The following is a 15,293-nucleotide window of genomic DNA, read 5'->3' as shown; positions in this document are numbered from 1 at the left end:
GCTGGTTTTTTTGTTTCTGCCACATACGTTTTATGGCCAAAACCGTCACTTTCAGCTTGATAAGTGCTTGATAAGACAAACAAGCCCGGGCAATATGGCCACTTAACCTGTGAATAGTGACACCCGTATGCTGCAAGATAGCGCCAACAGCCAGACCGATCCACAGTTACTCAATATCGTGGTGGCCGGTTATGACAAAGCATTAGCCTCGGCCATTACCGGTGTTACCGATTTATTTGGTCTCGCGGGAGTCACCTGGAACTTAATTGAGGGCACAGAGCCAAAGCGTGCGTTCAGTGTGCGCATCGCCAGTAAAGACGGCCAACCGATTAACTGTATTAATGGCTTACAGCTGGGCGCTCATCTGAGTTTTGATGATATCGACCAGGCCGATGCCATTATTATTCCCACTATTGGCGGCCCGATTGACGACGTGTTAAATGACACACCAGAATTACAGGCCCTGCTTAAGCGCGCTAATGAACAGGGCTGGACCATCGCCGGCAACTGCACCGGTAACTTTCTGCTGGCTGAAGCCGGCATCCTGAATGACAAAACGGCCACCACCCACTGGGGCTTTAAAGAGCAGTTTCAGCACCGTTACCCACAAATTGAGTTAAAAGCCGACCAGCTGATTACCCGCTCAGATAACATCTACTGTGCCGGCGGCGGGTTGGCCTGGTTCGATCTTGGCCTGCATATCATCGAACGTCAGATTGGCTTCGAAGCGGCACTGCAGACCGCCAAAGCCTTTGTCATCGATTACCGCCGCGATACCCAGCTGTCTTATTCCCTGATGCGGCTGGCCAAACCCCACAAAGACGACCTGGTCCGGGAGGCGCAGGCCTGGCTGGAACACCATTACGCTGAACAATTCACCGTAGAAGATCTGGCCGAACGCTTCAGTATCTCCAAACGCACCCTGATCCGGCGCTTTAATGCCGCGTTGGAAATGCCACCCAATACCTATGTCCAGAGCCTGCGTATCGAAGCCGCTCAGAAGCTGCTGGAAGAAACCGAACGTACCGTCGATGTGGTGATGAATGATGTGGGCTACGAAGACGCCAGCTCCTTCCGCCGCCTGTTCCGTAAAAAAACCGGCCTGACACCCACCGAATACCGCCGTCGTTTTGCCCGGAGATTGTAAAATCTGATGAAAGCTTGATCAGGGACGGCGTTTGAGCGTTTCAGACAATAGGCGCAGTGTGACGAATTCAGTACACTAGCCCGAGCATTCGGGAGGCTAAAATGCGCGTAGTTGTATTATTTTTATCGATTCTGTTTTCCATTCCAAGCATCGCTTATTGGGATTGTCATTGGCCATTTCGCACGCCAGTGACCATCGCAGCGACAGCAGCTCTACCGAATGAATACCAAGTACCTATCGCCATTGATGATAACCTCTATCCTGGTTACAACTGGAGTAATGATGGCCGGGACCTTCGAGTACTGGACAGCGACGACGCAACCGAGCTGGATTTTTACCTCGATAACTGGAATGCCGCGAATAAAACCGCAACGCTTTGGGTACGCTTACCCTCCGCTACCAGCGACAGAAGCCGCACAATATACCTGTATTATGGCAACCGTAACGCCAGCCCCAGCGCACAGGTGCCACCGGTGTTCACTTATCCCGGTATTCGTTTTCATACCCGAAATACTGCAGCCAACCCACGCTCTTATTCTGCCGCCGTTTCCCGCTTCGAATCAGCAACAGATGGCCGTAATGGCTACGGCTGCAAATTTATCACTAATTTCGACGGAATCAGTAATGCCAACCAATTCCCCCCCGGAGGCAGCAACTTCGGCGCCCGCTCTGAGAGTTATTTTGAGGTAAAGCCCGGCGAGTCAGGAGTCTGGGAATTTCGCTATGGCTCTGACTTTGGCCGCGGCGGTGGGTTATTTATTGACAGTGTCGGCTTAGATCAACGGTGGAACACAAACCTGTGGTGGAATAACAGCTGGTCAAACCGCGATGTACTGCAAGGCAGCATAGACCTGACAGCAGGCTACCACAAGCTCGAAGTACTGGGTTTTGAAGACTGCTGTGACGGTGGTATCACAGTACAATTTAAAAAACCCGGAGGCCGCTGGCAGACATTCACTACCAGTAATATTGATATCCGCTCAGCGGCCTGTCCAGTAGAAACAAGCATCGCCTTTGGTAACCATGAAGTCTGCGAGGCTGAACTGCAGCTGATCCCCTTTGGCAACAACCTGAGCGACAGCAAGGCACCAGATATGTGGGTAGTTAACAGTCCACGCGAACTTGTATTAAAAAGTCGTAATAACGGCAGTAAAGCAACATTAACAAATACCAGCCTGGCCCTGTCAGTACCCACAAACTTACGCCTTTCTAACTACAGCGGTAACGGCTGGAACTGCAATGGCAGCCTGGGTAATATTGATTGTCGCTATGCTTCGGTTGTGCCTGCTAACACTGCCTTTCCCGACCTCAGCTTACATATTGAAGCCCGGTCTGATTCTCCCGCATCGGGCACCGTAACGGCCACCCTTACAGGCCATCAGTTTGATAGCAATACCACCAACAATAACATCAGTATCAACCGTGAAATTCTCCAGCTGATCCTGCCTTCCGGTTTAACTGCCGGCTGTGGCCAGAGCAGTGGTCTGCTGACCGGATTTTTTGACACCCGCAGCAACCCGGACAGCGATGGCTGGGCAAACAGCTTCGCGGAAATGAACACACTGGAACAAAATTTCGCCACAGCAGACTACCTCTACGGCTATACCCGACTGCCAAATGTGGATGGCAGCAACAACCCTTTTGGTAATGACGAAGGTTATCTGACGCTGTTCGACGGCTTTATTTATCTGCAACAGGATGGCAATTATCGCTTCGCCGTCGACGGTGACGATGCGGTGGAACTGACGTTATTCGATCAGCAGGGCACAGCCCACCGCGCCAGCTGGTATGGCGGCCACGCGGCCGTGAATAGGCCGTCTGGTACTATTCTGGAGGATGGTTTTGCCCGGGGTTATTATCGCTTCCGCTTCCGTCATCAGGAAAATGTGGGGGGTGATGTCTATACCGCCTTCTGGCAGCAGCCCGCCGCCAGCAGCTTTGAGATTATTCCCGCCAGCCAGTTCAGCAACTGCCAGGGAGGTCAGAGTGTGACCTTAAGCAGCAGCAGCAGCGTTATCAGTGACCCGATCAACAGCAATAACTTTAAAGCCATTCCAGGTGCCGTCATTGAGTACCGGGTGGTGGCACGTAATAACGGTGTTATCAGCACCGACCTGAACTCCACCTCTCTGCAGCAAACGATTGATGATGGCAGCGAATTTAAAGTGGGTTCGTTAACCCTGAGCGATGGCACTGGCAACAGTGCCAGTGGTCTGGATATCGCCACAGCCAACATCGAATACCTGGACGGCAGCGGCGCCGTTATTATCCCTAATGGCGAATTCGATCCGGCTGTACGCGCTTTCCGTCTGAGTTTTGATGGGACTTTTAGACCTGAGTTCGATAGTCTGACACCTGAATTCAGCTATCAGTATCAGATCCGGTTACAGTGACGTCTAAACGACCTTCCGACACCAGCACAACGGTTATCCGGCAGCCACTCCTGCGGCTGCTGATTCTGGCTGTCGGCTGGCTCAGTGTGGCACTGGGCGTCGTCGGAATTTTTTTACCGCTGTTACCCACCACGCCGTTTTTGTTATTGTCAGCCGCCTGCTTCCTGCGCACCTCCCCGCGCTTTTACCATTGGTTAATTAACCACCCCAGGCTGGGTAAATACGTTATTTATTATCTTGATGGTAAAGGCCTGCCACTGAAGGCCAAAATATTTACCCTGCTGCTGATGTGGACAACGTTGCTGAGCACAGCATTTTTGCTGGTCCCGCGCACCAGTCTGCAGATTCTGCTGCCGCTGATCGGCTGTGGCGTCAGCCTGTATATCCTGCGCCAGCCAACATTGCAGCTGCCGGCAGCGACAAACAGGGATGACGATAACGAGGTTAATCGTTAAGCTCTCGTTTTTAGTTTATTAGGGTTGTTATGAACACATTGCTGAAACATCATGCTGACTGGCTCAGTCTGTTAATTCTGGCCGCTGTTTTCGTCTGCTGGCCACAAATCGACTTAACGGTCAGCAGCTGGTTTTTCGATACTGAATTGCGTAACTGGCCACTCAAAGATCACCCGGTCAGCGCCTCTGTTTATGCCTTGTTCCGCTATATGCCACATTTTTTGTTGCCATTGATGCTGGTGATTCTGGGCCTGACTTTCTGGCGTCATGGTATTTGCAAAGATCACCGCAAACCCTGGTTATATCTGTTTCTGGTGTTGCTGATTGGCCCCGGCATCATTGTGCATGGCGTATTCAAGGAAGGCTTTGAGCGGCCACGGCCACGCCAGGTACAGGAATTTAACGGTAACAGCGGTTTTACCCCGGCGTTTGTGATTTCCGACAGCTGCGAAAAAAGCTGTAAGTCATTCGTCAGCGGCCATGCTGCCATGGGCTTTTTCTTTATTGCACTGGGCTGGGTGTTTCGTTCACGGCGCTGGTTCTGGTTTGGTATCAGCATGGGAGTAATCAGCAGTGTCGGCCGCATCGTTCAGGGTGGCCACTTCCTCAGCGATACCCTGTTTGCCGGTTTTGTGGTGTATTTCACCTGCCGTATTCTCGGTTATTGGCTGTTAGGCCACAGTCGCATCAGCCCACCGGAAAAAGCTGGCGCACATTAACACACACGGCGGCTCAAAACGGCCTGGCAGCAATCGCAACCAACAGGCAAACTGCCGCCGGGTTCTGAAGTGGCGTGACATCGGACCATCACTCCCTCAGGAATCCTGATCTCTTTGTGTATCACAACACAACATTTACCCAGCCTGCGGCTGGGTTTTTTTATCCTGACGGTATTCTGCTGCTATAGTAAAAGCCTTAACCCGCTGGCCAGCATTATGAATATTCAATCACCTGCCCTCAGCCCGGTAACAAACTCAGACCTCACGAATCCCCACAGCGCTGCTAAAACCCGCGACATTGTCCGCGAACCGAGCAATCGCCGTATCAGTGATGGTGAATTTGTCCCGGCCGACATCAGTGATGCAGCATTTCAGGCGCAACAGCTGGCCGAGCAGCGCCAGCAACAACAGCAGCTCAGCCGGGAAAGCCAACAATTTATGACGTTACAGCAACTGGATGGTGATAGCCGTAAAGGCCGTTTTATTGATATTCAGGTCTGACGGGCAGAGGCGTCTGCAATAGTGAAATATTAACTTCCGTTACCACACTGTCAGGTTGTGAGAACCCGACCCAATACGCCAGCCAGGCAGCCAGAATAAAAAACAGAATCAGCAGTAATTTAGGCATAAGCGTTATTTGTTATTGTTGTTTGCCTTAAGACTACTCCGCAAGAATCAGACTTTCAACGCCAACTGTCAGTTTTTTTACCTTTTTAGTGGTGCCATTTACCAGTCATAAAAAAACCGCCCGGGCTTTAACAGCCGGGGCGGTTTTTCAGAACAGGCCTGAACTTATTGTTCAACGCCCTTCATGGTCAGCTTCACACGACCTTTCGGATCCACGTCCATCACGTGTACCTTAACTTTCTGACCTTCGGTCAGGTGGTCAGATACGTTTTCCACACGCTCTTCGCTGATTTGCGAGATGTGCAGCAGGCCATCTTTGCCTGGCAGAACGTTAATGAAAGCACCAAAATCAACGATTTTGCTAACGGTACCGTCGTAAGTAACACCCACTTCGATTTCTGCCGTGATGGCTTCAATCATAGCCTTGGCCGCGTCGGAACCGGCTTTATCAGCGGCAAAAATCTTGATTTCGCCGTTGTCGTCGATATCCACAGAAGCACCGGTTTTTTCGGTGATATCACGGATAGTCGCACCGCCTTTACCAATCACGTCACGAATCTTGTCAGAGTCGATCTTCATCATGCTCATGGTTGGTGCGTTTTCAGACAGCTCAGTACGTGGCTCAGCAATCACCGCGTTCATTTGCTCCAGAATGGTGAAACGGGCTTTCTTAGCCTGTGCCAGAGCGATATCCATGATCTCTTCGGTGATACCTTCGATCTTGATATCCATCTGCAGTGCCGTGATACCTTCATCGGTACCGGCTACTTTAAAGTCCATATCGCCCAGGTGATCTTCATCACCCAGAATATCGGTTAATACGGCGAATTTTTCGCCTTCTTTCACCAGACCCATTGCAATACCGGCAACCGGTGCTTTAACCGGAACACCCGCATCCATCAGCGCCAGAGAAGCACCACATACGGAAGCCATCGAAGAAGAACCGTTGGACTCGGTGATCTCAGATACCACACGGATGGTGTACGGGAATTCATCATGCTCTGGCATCATCGCCTGAATACCACGACGAGCCAGACGACCATGACCAATTTCACGACGACCCGGTGAACCCATACGGCCAGCTTCACCGACCGAGAACGGAGGGAAGTTGTAGTGGAACAGGAACGGATCGGTTTGTGTGCCGTGCAGGAAGTCGATCATTTGTGCATCACGGGCGGAACCCAGCGTGGTTGCCACAATCGCCTGAGTTTCACCACGGGTGAACAGTGCAGAACCGTGAGCCGTCGCCAGTACACCGGTTTCAATCGTCAGTGGGCGCACGGTTTCGTTATCACGACCATCAATACGTGGCTGACCTTCAATGACGCGGTTACGCACCACTTCGTATTTCAGCTCACCAACCATAGCGGCAACTTCGTCCGCTGATGGGCCTTCTTCGCCTTCGCCGGCAGCCAGTTTTTCAACCGCAGCGGCTTTCACTTCATCAATTTTGGCGTAACGCGCCATCTTGTCTGAGATGCTGTACGCTTCGCCAATACCGGCAGCCGCTTCCGCTTTAACCGCTTCATACAACGCTTCATTACGTGGCTCTGCAGTCCAGTCCCAACGTTCAACCTTCAGCTCTTCAGCCCACTCGCTGATTGCAGTGATGGCGCTCTGGAACGATTTGTGGGCAAACAGTACCGCACCCAGCATTTCGTCTTCGGTCAGCTCGTCGGCTTCGGATTCAACCATCAGTACCGCGTCTTTTGTACCGGCAACAACCATGTCCAGCAGCGAATCTTCCAGCTGGGTGTAGGTCGGATTCAGCAGGTAACCGTCTTCATCGGTAAAACCAACACGGGCTGCACCAATCGGGCCGTTAAACGGTACACCAGAAACGGTCAGAGCTGCCGATACCGCGATCATGGCACAAATGTCCGGATCAACGTCTTTTTCAGAAGCGATAACCGTTGGAATCACCTGAACTTCGTTCATAAAGCCGTCAGCGAACAGCGGACGAATCGGACGGTCGATCAGACGAGAGGTCAGCGTTTCTTTTTCAGAAGGACGACCTTCACGCTTCAGGTAACCACCCGGGATACGGCCAGCGGCGTACATTTTTTCCTGGTAGTGAACAGACAGCGGGAAGAAGTCCTGGCCAGGTTTGGTGCTTTTAGCCGCAACGACCGTTGCCAGAACCTGAGTTTTACCAATGGTTGCCAATACCGCACCGTCAGCCTGACGAGCGATACGGCCGGTTTCTAACGTGACGGTCTGACCGCCGAATTCAAATGTTTTGGTTAAAGCAACTGGTTTAGTGCTCATTCAGAATTTCCTTAATAATCAATAGTTCACCAGTTCTGACTGCCGGTGCTTCTAAGCATTAACCCTCCCGCAAGCCGCATATAGCAGCCAGACCGCAAAGGCGAATGGTTAGAAGCACCACCATGAGAGATTAACCGGGTTACCGCAGCGGTAACTGAATCTCATGGGGTTGGCACCACAGCTCAGCAACTGAACAATATGGAGTCTCAGACAGAAGCATTGTGCTGAGAACAGCTATAGTAGCTGATAATGAAAACAACAAAAGCCCCGGAGGGCTTTTGTTGTAAAGTGAGATCTTAGCGACGCAGACCCAGACGCTTGATCAGCTCTAAGTAACGGTTAGCATCTTTGCCCTTCAGGTAGTCCAGCAGCTTACGACGCTGGTTAACCATACGGATCAGACCACGACGAGAGTGGTGATCTTTACCGTGCTCTTTGAAGTGACCTTGCAGACCGTTAATGTTATGAGTCAGCAGAGCTACCTGTACTTCAGGGGAACCGGTGTCGCCTTCAGCCGTTTGGAACTCTTTTACAATCTCAGCTTTCGTTTCAGCAGATAATGCCATCTGTATATACTCCAGAGAATGTGCGTAAAAAAACATCACCACCGTGCACATTAACAGTGGTATGCGCGCCGCTTTGCGGCTATCCGTTAACAGGCAACAGTTCAACCTGTAACAAACGCTGCGGACGTATGCCACCGCGTTCGATCCGGCCAATGCCGATCAGTTGTCGCTGCCCAGATTCAACGGCCCATAATTGTACTGAAGGCGCCGGCTTTAAGCCAGTGCTCACTGCCTGTCCGTGCAGTATTTTATCCGCTTGCTGATGACTTAACTCCACCACTGGCCAGCTGTCCGGCAATGCCGTCTCAATCGGTAACAATAACTGATCGAGAGCGGCCAGATCCTGCTGCTCCGCCAATGCTTCCAGCTGCTCCAGCGTTACCATCTGCGCAGCATGGTAGGGACCGGAATGGCTGCGCCGTAAGCGCGACACATAAGCGCCACAACCCAGCTGATCGCCAATGTCTTCGACCAGCGTGCGGATATAAGTGCCTTTAGAGCAACGCACAGACAAGTCCAGCTCGCGTGGCCGCTGATCCGTTAAGGTCAACTGGTGAATCTGGATAGTACGGCGCTTCTTCTCCGCAATCGCCTGAGCCTGTTCCGCGCTCATCCCCTTACGGGCCAGCTCATAAAGCGGCTTGCCGTCGAGCTTTAACGCCGAAAACATCGGTGGCACCTGTACCACATCACCACGAAACTGCTGCAATACCGCTTCCAGCTGCCCGGCAGAAAATTCGCCTACCTCTGCCGTTTTGATGACTTCCCCTTCGGCATCGCCGGTGGAGCGCACTTCGCCCAGTGTTGCAGTGGTGTCATAACCTTTGTCGGACTCCAGCAACAGTTGAGAGAACTTGGTTGCTTCGCCCAGACAAATCGGCAACACACCGCTGGCCTGCGGGTCCAGCGCACCGGTATGACCGGCTTTCTGTGCCTGGTAAAAACCTTTAACGCGCTGTAACACCTGATTGGAACTTAATCCCAGTGGTTTATCCACCACCAGAATGCCGCTGACCGCACGGCCTTTCTTTTTGCTACGTCCCACCTGGCTTACGACTCCGCAGAATCATCATCGGTGTGTGCGTCATCCTGCTGCCGCGCTTTTTTAATCAGCCCGGTCAGATGATGACCACGTTCCAGTGTTTCGTCATAGTGGAAACGTAACTGCGGCGTTACCCGGGTGGTCAGAATACGGGCAAGCTGGGAGCGCAGGTAACCGGCCGCATCATTTAAAATGCTTTCGGTCTGTTCACGGATCTGTTCATCCGTTTCCCCTTTGGCGCCCATCACGGTGAAATAAATATCGGCATAGCCCAGGTCTTTAGCGACTTTAACCTGATTTAACGTCACCATCCCCAGGCGAGGGTCTTTCATTTCAAACTGGATCATTTGTGCCAGTTCACGCTGGATTTGTTCACCCAGTCGCGAAGTACGGCTGTAATCTTTTGGCATGTTTTATTCTCTTTCAGAAGCAGCAAAGCCCAGTCTGAAACAGACCGGGCTTTGATCGGGTATTAACTACCCAGGGGCATAAAAGCCAGCTTACAGTGTACGTGCAACTTCGCGCACATCGAACACCTCAATCTGATCGCCTGGGCGAACATCCTGATAGTTCTTAACACCGATACCACATTCCATACCCTGGCGAACGTCTTGTACGTCGTCTTTGAAACGACGCAGAGACTCCAGTTCACCTTCGTAAATCACAACGTTTTCACGCAGAACGCGGATCTTCTTATTGCGGTAGATCGTACCGTCAATCACCATACAACCAGCGATCTGGCCAAACTTCGGTGAATTGAACACGTCACGGACTTCGGCAATACCCACGATTTCTTCGCGCAGTTCCGGTGCCAGCAGGCCACCCATGGCTTGCTTAACATCGTCCAGCAGATCGTAGATCACGCTGTAATAACGCAGATCGACTTCGTTGGCTTCGACCACTTTTTTCGCTGCGTTATCGGCACGAACGTTAAAGCCAAACACCACCGCACCCGAAGCAACCGCCAAGGTTGTGTCGGTCTCAGTGATACCACCGACACCAGAAGATACGATGTTGACCTTCACTTCGTCGGTTGCCAGCTTCTCAAGCGAAGCCGCAATCGCTTCCAGCGAGCCACGTACGTCGGTTTTCAGAACGATGTTCAGATTCGCCTGCTCACCTTCAGACATACCGGCAAACAGAGCATCCAGTTTGGCTTTCTGCTGACGTTGCTGAATTTGTTCTTTCAGCTTGGCTTCACGGTGTTCTGCCACTTCACGCGCTTTCTTCTCGCTTTCCACGACCATAAACACGTCGCCGGCATCCGGTGTACCACCCAGACCCAGAATCTCGACCGGAATTGACGGGCCGGCTTCTTCAGTCGGTTTACCGTTTTCATCCAGCAGCGCACGGGCACGGCCATAATAGGTACCCGCCAGAACGATATCGCCTTTTTTCAGAATACCGTTCTGAACCAGCAGAGTCGCAACCGGACCACGGCCTTTGTCGAGGCGTGATTCAACCACCACACCCTGACCCGGACCGGTAAAGTGCGCTTTCAGCTCCAGCAGTTCAGATTGCAGCAATACGGCTTCCAGCAGAGTGTCAATGCCTTCACCAGTGTGTGCAGATACCGGCACAAACGGAACATCACCACCCCAGTCTTCCGGGATAACATCACGCGCAGCCAGTTCGTTTTTAACCCGATCCGGGTCAGCCGACTCTTTATCCATCTTGTTGATGGCAACCACAATCGGAACACCCGCTGCTTTTGCGTGCTGTACCGCTTCTTCGGTTTGTGGCATCACACCGTCATCGGCGGCCACCACCAGAATCACAACGTCAGTTGACTGAGCACCACGGGCACGCATCGAAGTAAACGCTGCGTGTCCCGGCGTATCCAGGAAGGACACCATGCCATGGTCGGTATCAACGTGGTAAGCACCGATATGCTGGGTAATACCACCGGCTTCACCGGATACCACACGTGACTTACGGATGTAGTCGAGCAATGAGGTTTTACCATGGTCAACGTGACCCATAACGGTAACAACCGGTGCCCGGGTGGTTTCTTCGCCATCGTAAGAAACCGATTCAGTGACGGCTTCTTCCAGCTCATTATCAGAGATCAGCTTAGCCACTTTGTGACCCATCTCTTCCACCACCAGAGTGGCTGTGTCCTGATCCAGAGTCTGGTTAATGGTCGCCATAACGCCCATTTTCATCAGCTCTTTGATCACTTCACCGGCTTTAACCGCCATTTTCTGAGCCAGATCACCAACAGTGATCGCTTCCGGTAATTCAACTTCTTTAACCACAGGTGCGGTTGGTTTGCTGAAACCGTGCTCATTATTCGCATTCGCCGCCTGGTTTTGCTGACGACGCGCAGCGCCTTTCAGCTTGCCTTTGGTGCGGCCTTTGCGGTTGCCATTACGATTCTGTTCAGAACCATCAACAAAACGACGGTCACGATCATCGTCGCTACGACGCTCGTTTTTACCGCGCTTACGACCGGAATCATCCTGACGCGCCTGAGCCGCTTCCGCTTCTGCACGCTTCTGAGCCGCTTCATCTTCGTTTGGTTTCTGACGAACTTTAGCTACCGGCTTGCTTGGCTTGGCACGACGATCTTCCGTCTGCGTAACCTTCACTTTTGGCTTAGCGGTCGCTTTTGGTTTGGCTTCAGCTTTTGGTTTCAGAGTCGCCGTTGGCTTTTTCTCTTCCACTTTTTTCGCCACAACACGCGCGGTTGGTTTCGCGCTTGCCGTTGCTTTTGGCATTTGTGGAGCCTTAGGCGCTTCTTTTTTCGCTCGCGCTTCCACTTTGGCGGCTTTGGCCTCTGCCGCGGCTTTTTCGGCGGCGGCCTTATCTGCGGCAGCTTTTTCGGCTGCTGCTTTTTCAGACGCGGCTTTTTCAGCTGCTGCCTGTTCGTTTGCCTGCTGAGCGGCCAGTTGCTGCTCGTCTGAAGTCACTTCTTCAGGCGCTTCAACTGCTGCTTCTTCAGCCGCTTTTTGCGGTGTTTCTTCACGTTTCACGTAAGTCCGCTTTTTACGGACTTCAACGTTCACTTGTTTTTTACCACCCGCACTCAGCGTGGTGGTTGCCTTGCGCTTCAGCGTGATTTTCTTTGGCGCTTCGCCCGATTCACCATGACTGGTCTTCAGAAAAGCCAGTAATGTTTGTTTCTGCTCATCGGAAACTGCGTCTTCAGAGGCGGACTGTGGCAGTCCGGCTTCTTTCATCTGAGACAGCAGTCTATCAACGCTGGTATTTACCACGTCGGCGAGTTCTTTAACGGTTACATCTGCCATACGTTTCTCCTGTGCCGAGCGTTAATTACTCGTTGCCCTCAAACCAGGGCTTACGGGCCGTCATAATCAGGTCGGCCGCTTTCTCTTCGGTCATGTCTTCGATATCCAGCAGGTCATCGATGGATTGCTCGGCGAGATCCTCCATCGTACTAATGCCCTTGCTGGCCAGCACCAATGCCAGGTGCTTGTCCATGCCGTCCATTGCCAACAGATCTTCTGCCGGCTGCGCCGCTTCCAGTTGTTCTTCTGACGCAATGGCCTGGGTTAACAGGACGTCTTTGGCGCGGTTACGCAGCTCATTAACGACTTCCTCATCCAGACCTTCGATCGCCAGCATCTCTTCCATGGGCACGTAAGCGATCTCTTCCAGAGAAGTGAACCCTTCCTCTACCAGCAGCAGAGCGAAGTCTTCATCAATATCCAGAGAATTCATAAAGGTGTTGATATAAGCAGACGCTTCCTCGTCCTGCTTGTCGGCGGCTTCCTGCTCGGTCATCACGTTGATTTCCCAGCCGGTCAGTTCAGAAGCCAGACGGACATTCTGACCGCCACGGCCAATGGCCTGTGCCAGATTGTCTTCAATCACAGCAACATCCATCGAATGGGTTTCCTCATCCATGATGATGGAAGCCACTTCCGCCGGAGCCATCGCATTGATCACCAGTTGTGCCGGATTGTCATCCCACAACACGATATCAATACGCTCGTTACCACCCAGTTCATTCGTGACAGCCTGAACACGGGCGCCACGCATGCCGACACAGGCACCAACCGGATCGATACGCTTGTCGTTAGTTTTCACCGCAATTTTGGCGCGTGAACCCGGATCACGGGCAGCCCCTTTAATTTCGATGACTTCTTCGGCAATTTCCGGCACTTCAATGCGGAACAGTTCGACCATCATTTCGGAAATAGTACGACTCAGCATCAGCTGAGGACCGCGGTTTTCCGGACGGATATCAAAAAGAATGGCCCGTACGCGGTCACCCATACGCAGGATCTCACGACCGATCAGGTGATCTTTCGGCAACATACCCTCGGCATTACTGCCCAGATCAACAATGACGTTGTCACGGGTAACTTTTTTCACGGTGCCACTGATCAGTTCACCGACACGGTCCTGATACAGTTCTACAATCTGGGCACGCTCAGCTTCACGTACTTTCTGTACGATAATCTGCTTCGCAGCCTGGGCAGCAATACGTCCAAAATCCGGGTTTTCAACCTGAGTTTCGTAGGTATCGCCCGGTTGCAGATTTTCATCGATCTCGTGCGCTTCTTCCAGAGTGAGTTCATCACCCAGGCCAGGCACGACATCATTGCTTACTACTAACCAACTGCGGAAAGTTTCATAATCGCCGGTCTTGCGGTCGATATCTACGCGAATGGTGGCTTCTTCGTCTTCGTAACGCTTTTTAGCTGCCGCTGCCAGCGCCGACTCGATTGCTTCAAAAATAATTTCTTTTGAAACGCCTTTTTCGTTGGATACCGCTTCCGCGACCAGGAGAATTTCTTTGCTCATCTTCTAGCCTCGCTCTGCAACCTTAGTCCTTGAATTGTGGAACAACATTCGCCTTCTCAATCAGCTCAATCGGCAGCAGATATTCGTGACCGTCTACAAACAACACGACATCCTCCTGCTCAACACCAATCAGTTGGCCCTTAAATTTTCTGCGGCCGTCAAACGGCATACGCAGGCGCAAATCAACAATGTGATTGGCATAACGCTGAAACTGTTCGAGGGTAAACAGTGGACGATCCATTCCCGGAGAGGAAACTTCCAGGGTGTAATCCTGAGAAATCGGATCTTCGACATCCAGCACACTGCTGAGCTGGCGACTGACTTCGGCACACTGGTCAATGTTAATGCCGTTTTCATGGTCAATAAAAATTCGTAGCAGGGTATGGCGCCCCTGTGCGCTGTACTCAAGGCCCCAGAATATAAAGCCCATTGACTCCACAACCGGAGCCAACATTTCAGTTAACTGAGTATCTTTGGCCAAACAATTACCCTCAATACAAACAAAAACTGGGCACAAATGCCCAGTCACCATTCAAAACAGACGCTTGGGGTCTGCCTTGCCATGTCCGTTACTGCCGTCACACTGGCAGACCCGATCAACCCTGTGAGGATGGATCCAGGAGAAACACCTGCATACAACTCAGCGACTGTGTCGCGAGTACGAAAAAGCCCCTGACTCGAGGGGCTTTTAAGCAAGTGTTCTGTAAAAAGCAGGCGCATTATAGGTGCTTTAAACAGAAAAAGCGAACTCTGTTCGCTTTTTAACTAATACTGCCCGATTTCAGAAATTTGGTGCGGATGGCGAGACTTGAACTCGCACGAGCTATGCTCACCACCCCCTCAAGATGGCGTGTCTACCAATTCCACCACATCCGCACTACATTCTGACGAACTTACTGATCAGCCTTGTCTAATACAGGCTCATCAGAAACTGACGCATCCAGCTCCGGCGCATCGCCAAGATCAGGTACATCAGAAACTGGCGCGTATTCTTCCACAATTGGGGTGTCTTGCTCAAGCTTTTCAATCACTTCCTGACTAGGAATACCCACTTCAGCAGCACCAACTGCTTTTTGTTTAGCCACAACCGCCAAACCCAGGCTGGTTACAAAAAATAAAGTGGCAAGAATTGCAGTGGAACGGCTCAGGAAATTACCGGAACCCTGACTGCCAAACACCGTCTGAGAAGCGCCGCTACCAAACGAAGCACCGGCATCCGCACCTTTGCCCTGCTGCAGCATGACAAAACCGATAATACCCAGCGCAAACAGAATGTGAGCGATTAAAATAATTTGTTCCATAT

The 15,293-nt window shown here is 51.8% G+C and carries 13 protein-coding genes and 1 tRNA gene; 5 read left to right on the top strand and 9 right to left on the bottom strand.

What is annotated here, in order from left to right; translation table 11 throughout:
• The first annotated feature begins 127 nt into the window (after positions 1–127).
• The 5 genes from ACFOMG_RS15250 to ACFOMG_RS15230 all read left to right on the top strand — a co-directional run bounded on the left by ACFOMG_RS15250 (position 128) and on the right by ACFOMG_RS15230 (position 5,215).
• Complete coding sequence (locus tag ACFOMG_RS15250; protein ID WP_376867874.1) at positions 128–1,147, top strand: GlxA family transcriptional regulator; 1,020 nt, start codon at positions 128–130, stop codon at positions 1,145–1,147.
• A gap of 101 nt (positions 1,148–1,248) precedes the next feature.
• A complete protein-coding gene (locus tag ACFOMG_RS15245; protein ID WP_376867873.1) occupies positions 1,249–3,540 on the top strand; it encodes a CCXG family PEP-CTERM protein in 2,292 nt (763 codons plus the stop codon).
• Entirely contained in the window at positions 3,537–3,995 is a 459-nt protein-coding gene (locus ACFOMG_RS15240) for a YbaN family protein (RefSeq protein ID WP_376867871.1), read from the top strand. The genes ACFOMG_RS15245 and ACFOMG_RS15240 overlap by 4 nt, the downstream gene beginning before the upstream one ends.
• Before the next feature lie 29 nt (positions 3,996–4,024).
• Entirely contained in the window at positions 4,025–4,714 is a 690-nt protein-coding gene (locus tag ACFOMG_RS15235; protein ID WP_376867869.1) for a phosphatase PAP2 family protein, read from the top strand.
• Positions 4,715–4,930: 216 nt separating this feature from the next.
• Positions 4,931–5,215 (top strand): hypothetical protein, encoded by a 285-nt coding sequence (locus ACFOMG_RS15230; protein ID WP_376867868.1) that lies wholly within the window; start codon positions 4,931–4,933, stop codon positions 5,213–5,215.
• 291 nt (positions 5,216–5,506) lie between these two features.
• Here ACFOMG_RS15230 and pnp read toward each other — a convergent pair whose 3' ends face one another.
• The 9 genes from pnp to secG form a co-directional block, all read right to left on the bottom strand.
• The gene (pnp, locus tag ACFOMG_RS15225) at positions 5,507–7,609 is read right to left on the bottom strand and encodes a polyribonucleotide nucleotidyltransferase (RefSeq protein ID WP_376867866.1); all 2,103 of its coding nucleotides are present in this window, start codon (positions 7,607–7,609) and stop codon (positions 5,507–5,509) included.
• Positions 7,610–7,905: 296 nt separating this feature from the next.
• Complete coding sequence (rpsO, locus tag ACFOMG_RS15220) at positions 7,906–8,175, bottom strand: 30S ribosomal protein S15 (RefSeq protein ID WP_376867864.1); 270 nt, start codon at positions 8,173–8,175, stop codon at positions 7,906–7,908.
• Between the two features lie 79 nt (positions 8,176–8,254).
• Entirely contained in the window at positions 8,255–9,220 is a 966-nt protein-coding gene (gene truB, locus ACFOMG_RS15215) for a tRNA pseudouridine(55) synthase TruB (RefSeq protein ID WP_376867862.1), read from the bottom strand.
• Between the two features lie 5 nt (positions 9,221–9,225).
• A complete protein-coding gene (gene rbfA / locus ACFOMG_RS15210) occupies positions 9,226–9,627 on the bottom strand; it encodes a 30S ribosome-binding factor RbfA (protein WP_376867861.1) in 402 nt (133 codons plus the stop codon).
• Positions 9,628–9,717: 90 nt separating this feature from the next.
• On the bottom strand, positions 9,718–12,468 hold the full coding sequence (gene infB / locus ACFOMG_RS15205; RefSeq protein WP_376867860.1) for a translation initiation factor IF-2: 2,751 nt from the start codon (positions 12,466–12,468) through the stop codon (positions 9,718–9,720).
• A 25-nt stretch (positions 12,469–12,493) separates the two neighbouring features.
• A complete protein-coding gene (nusA, locus tag ACFOMG_RS15200; protein WP_376867858.1) occupies positions 12,494–13,990 on the bottom strand; it encodes a transcription termination factor NusA in 1,497 nt (498 codons plus the stop codon).
• 22 nt (positions 13,991–14,012) lie between these two features.
• The gene (gene rimP / locus ACFOMG_RS15195) at positions 14,013–14,522 is read right to left on the bottom strand and encodes a ribosome maturation factor RimP (protein ID WP_376867857.1); all 510 of its coding nucleotides are present in this window, start codon (positions 14,520–14,522) and stop codon (positions 14,013–14,015) included.
• A gap of 258 nt (positions 14,523–14,780) precedes the next feature.
• Positions 14,781–14,866, bottom strand: a tRNA-Leu gene (locus ACFOMG_RS15190).
• A 17-nt stretch (positions 14,867–14,883) separates the two neighbouring features.
• Positions 14,884–15,291 (bottom strand): preprotein translocase subunit SecG, encoded by a 408-nt coding sequence (gene secG / locus ACFOMG_RS15185; RefSeq protein ID WP_376867856.1) that lies wholly within the window; start codon positions 15,289–15,291, stop codon positions 14,884–14,886.
• Positions 15,292–15,293 lie beyond the last annotated feature (2 nt).

The sequence above is a fragment of the Bacterioplanoides pacificum genome, from assembly GCF_042648445.1.
In the GTDB taxonomy this organism is placed as follows: domain Bacteria; phylum Pseudomonadota; class Gammaproteobacteria; order Pseudomonadales; family Oceanobacteraceae; genus Bacterioplanoides; species Bacterioplanoides pacificum.
Note: the sequence above shows the minus strand (reverse complement) of the source record. Positions and strands in the feature narration are given on the sequence as shown.

What these genes read in the sequence shown, in the direction of transcription:
- ACFOMG_RS15250 (WP_376867874.1), top strand. Translation starts at nt 128, where the DNA reads ATGCTGCAAGATAGCGCCAACAGCCAGACCGATCCACAGTTACTCAAT.
- ACFOMG_RS15245 (WP_376867873.1), top strand. Translation starts at nt 1,249, where the DNA reads ATGCGCGTAGTTGTATTATTTTTATCGATTCTGTTTTCCATTCCAAGC.
- ACFOMG_RS15235 (WP_376867869.1), top strand. Translation starts at nt 4,025, where the DNA reads ATGAACACATTGCTGAAACATCATGCTGACTGGCTCAGTCTGTTAATT.
- ACFOMG_RS15230 (WP_376867868.1), top strand. Translation starts at nt 4,931, where the DNA reads ATGAATATTCAATCACCTGCCCTCAGCCCGGTAACAAACTCAGACCTC.
- pnp (WP_376867866.1), bottom strand. Translation starts at nt 7,609, where the DNA reads ATGAGCACTAAACCAGTTGCTTTAACCAAAACATTTGAATTCGGCGGT.
- rpsO (WP_376867864.1), bottom strand. Translation starts at nt 8,175, where the DNA reads ATGGCATTATCTGCTGAAACGAAAGCTGAGATTGTAAAAGAGTTCCAA.
- rbfA (WP_376867861.1), bottom strand. Translation starts at nt 9,627, where the DNA reads ATGCCAAAAGATTACAGCCGTACTTCGCGACTGGGTGAACAAATCCAG.
- infB (WP_376867860.1), bottom strand. Translation starts at nt 12,468, where the DNA reads ATGGCAGATGTAACCGTTAAAGAACTCGCCGACGTGGTAAATACCAGC.
- nusA (WP_376867858.1), bottom strand. Translation starts at nt 13,990, where the DNA reads ATGAGCAAAGAAATTCTCCTGGTCGCGGAAGCGGTATCCAACGAAAAA.
- rimP (WP_376867857.1), bottom strand. Translation starts at nt 14,522, where the DNA reads ATGGTGACTGGGCATTTGTGCCCAGTTTTTGTTTGTATTGAGGGTAAT.
- secG (WP_376867856.1), bottom strand. Translation starts at nt 15,291, where the DNA reads ATGGAACAAATTATTTTAATCGCTCACATTCTGTTTGCGCTGGGTATT.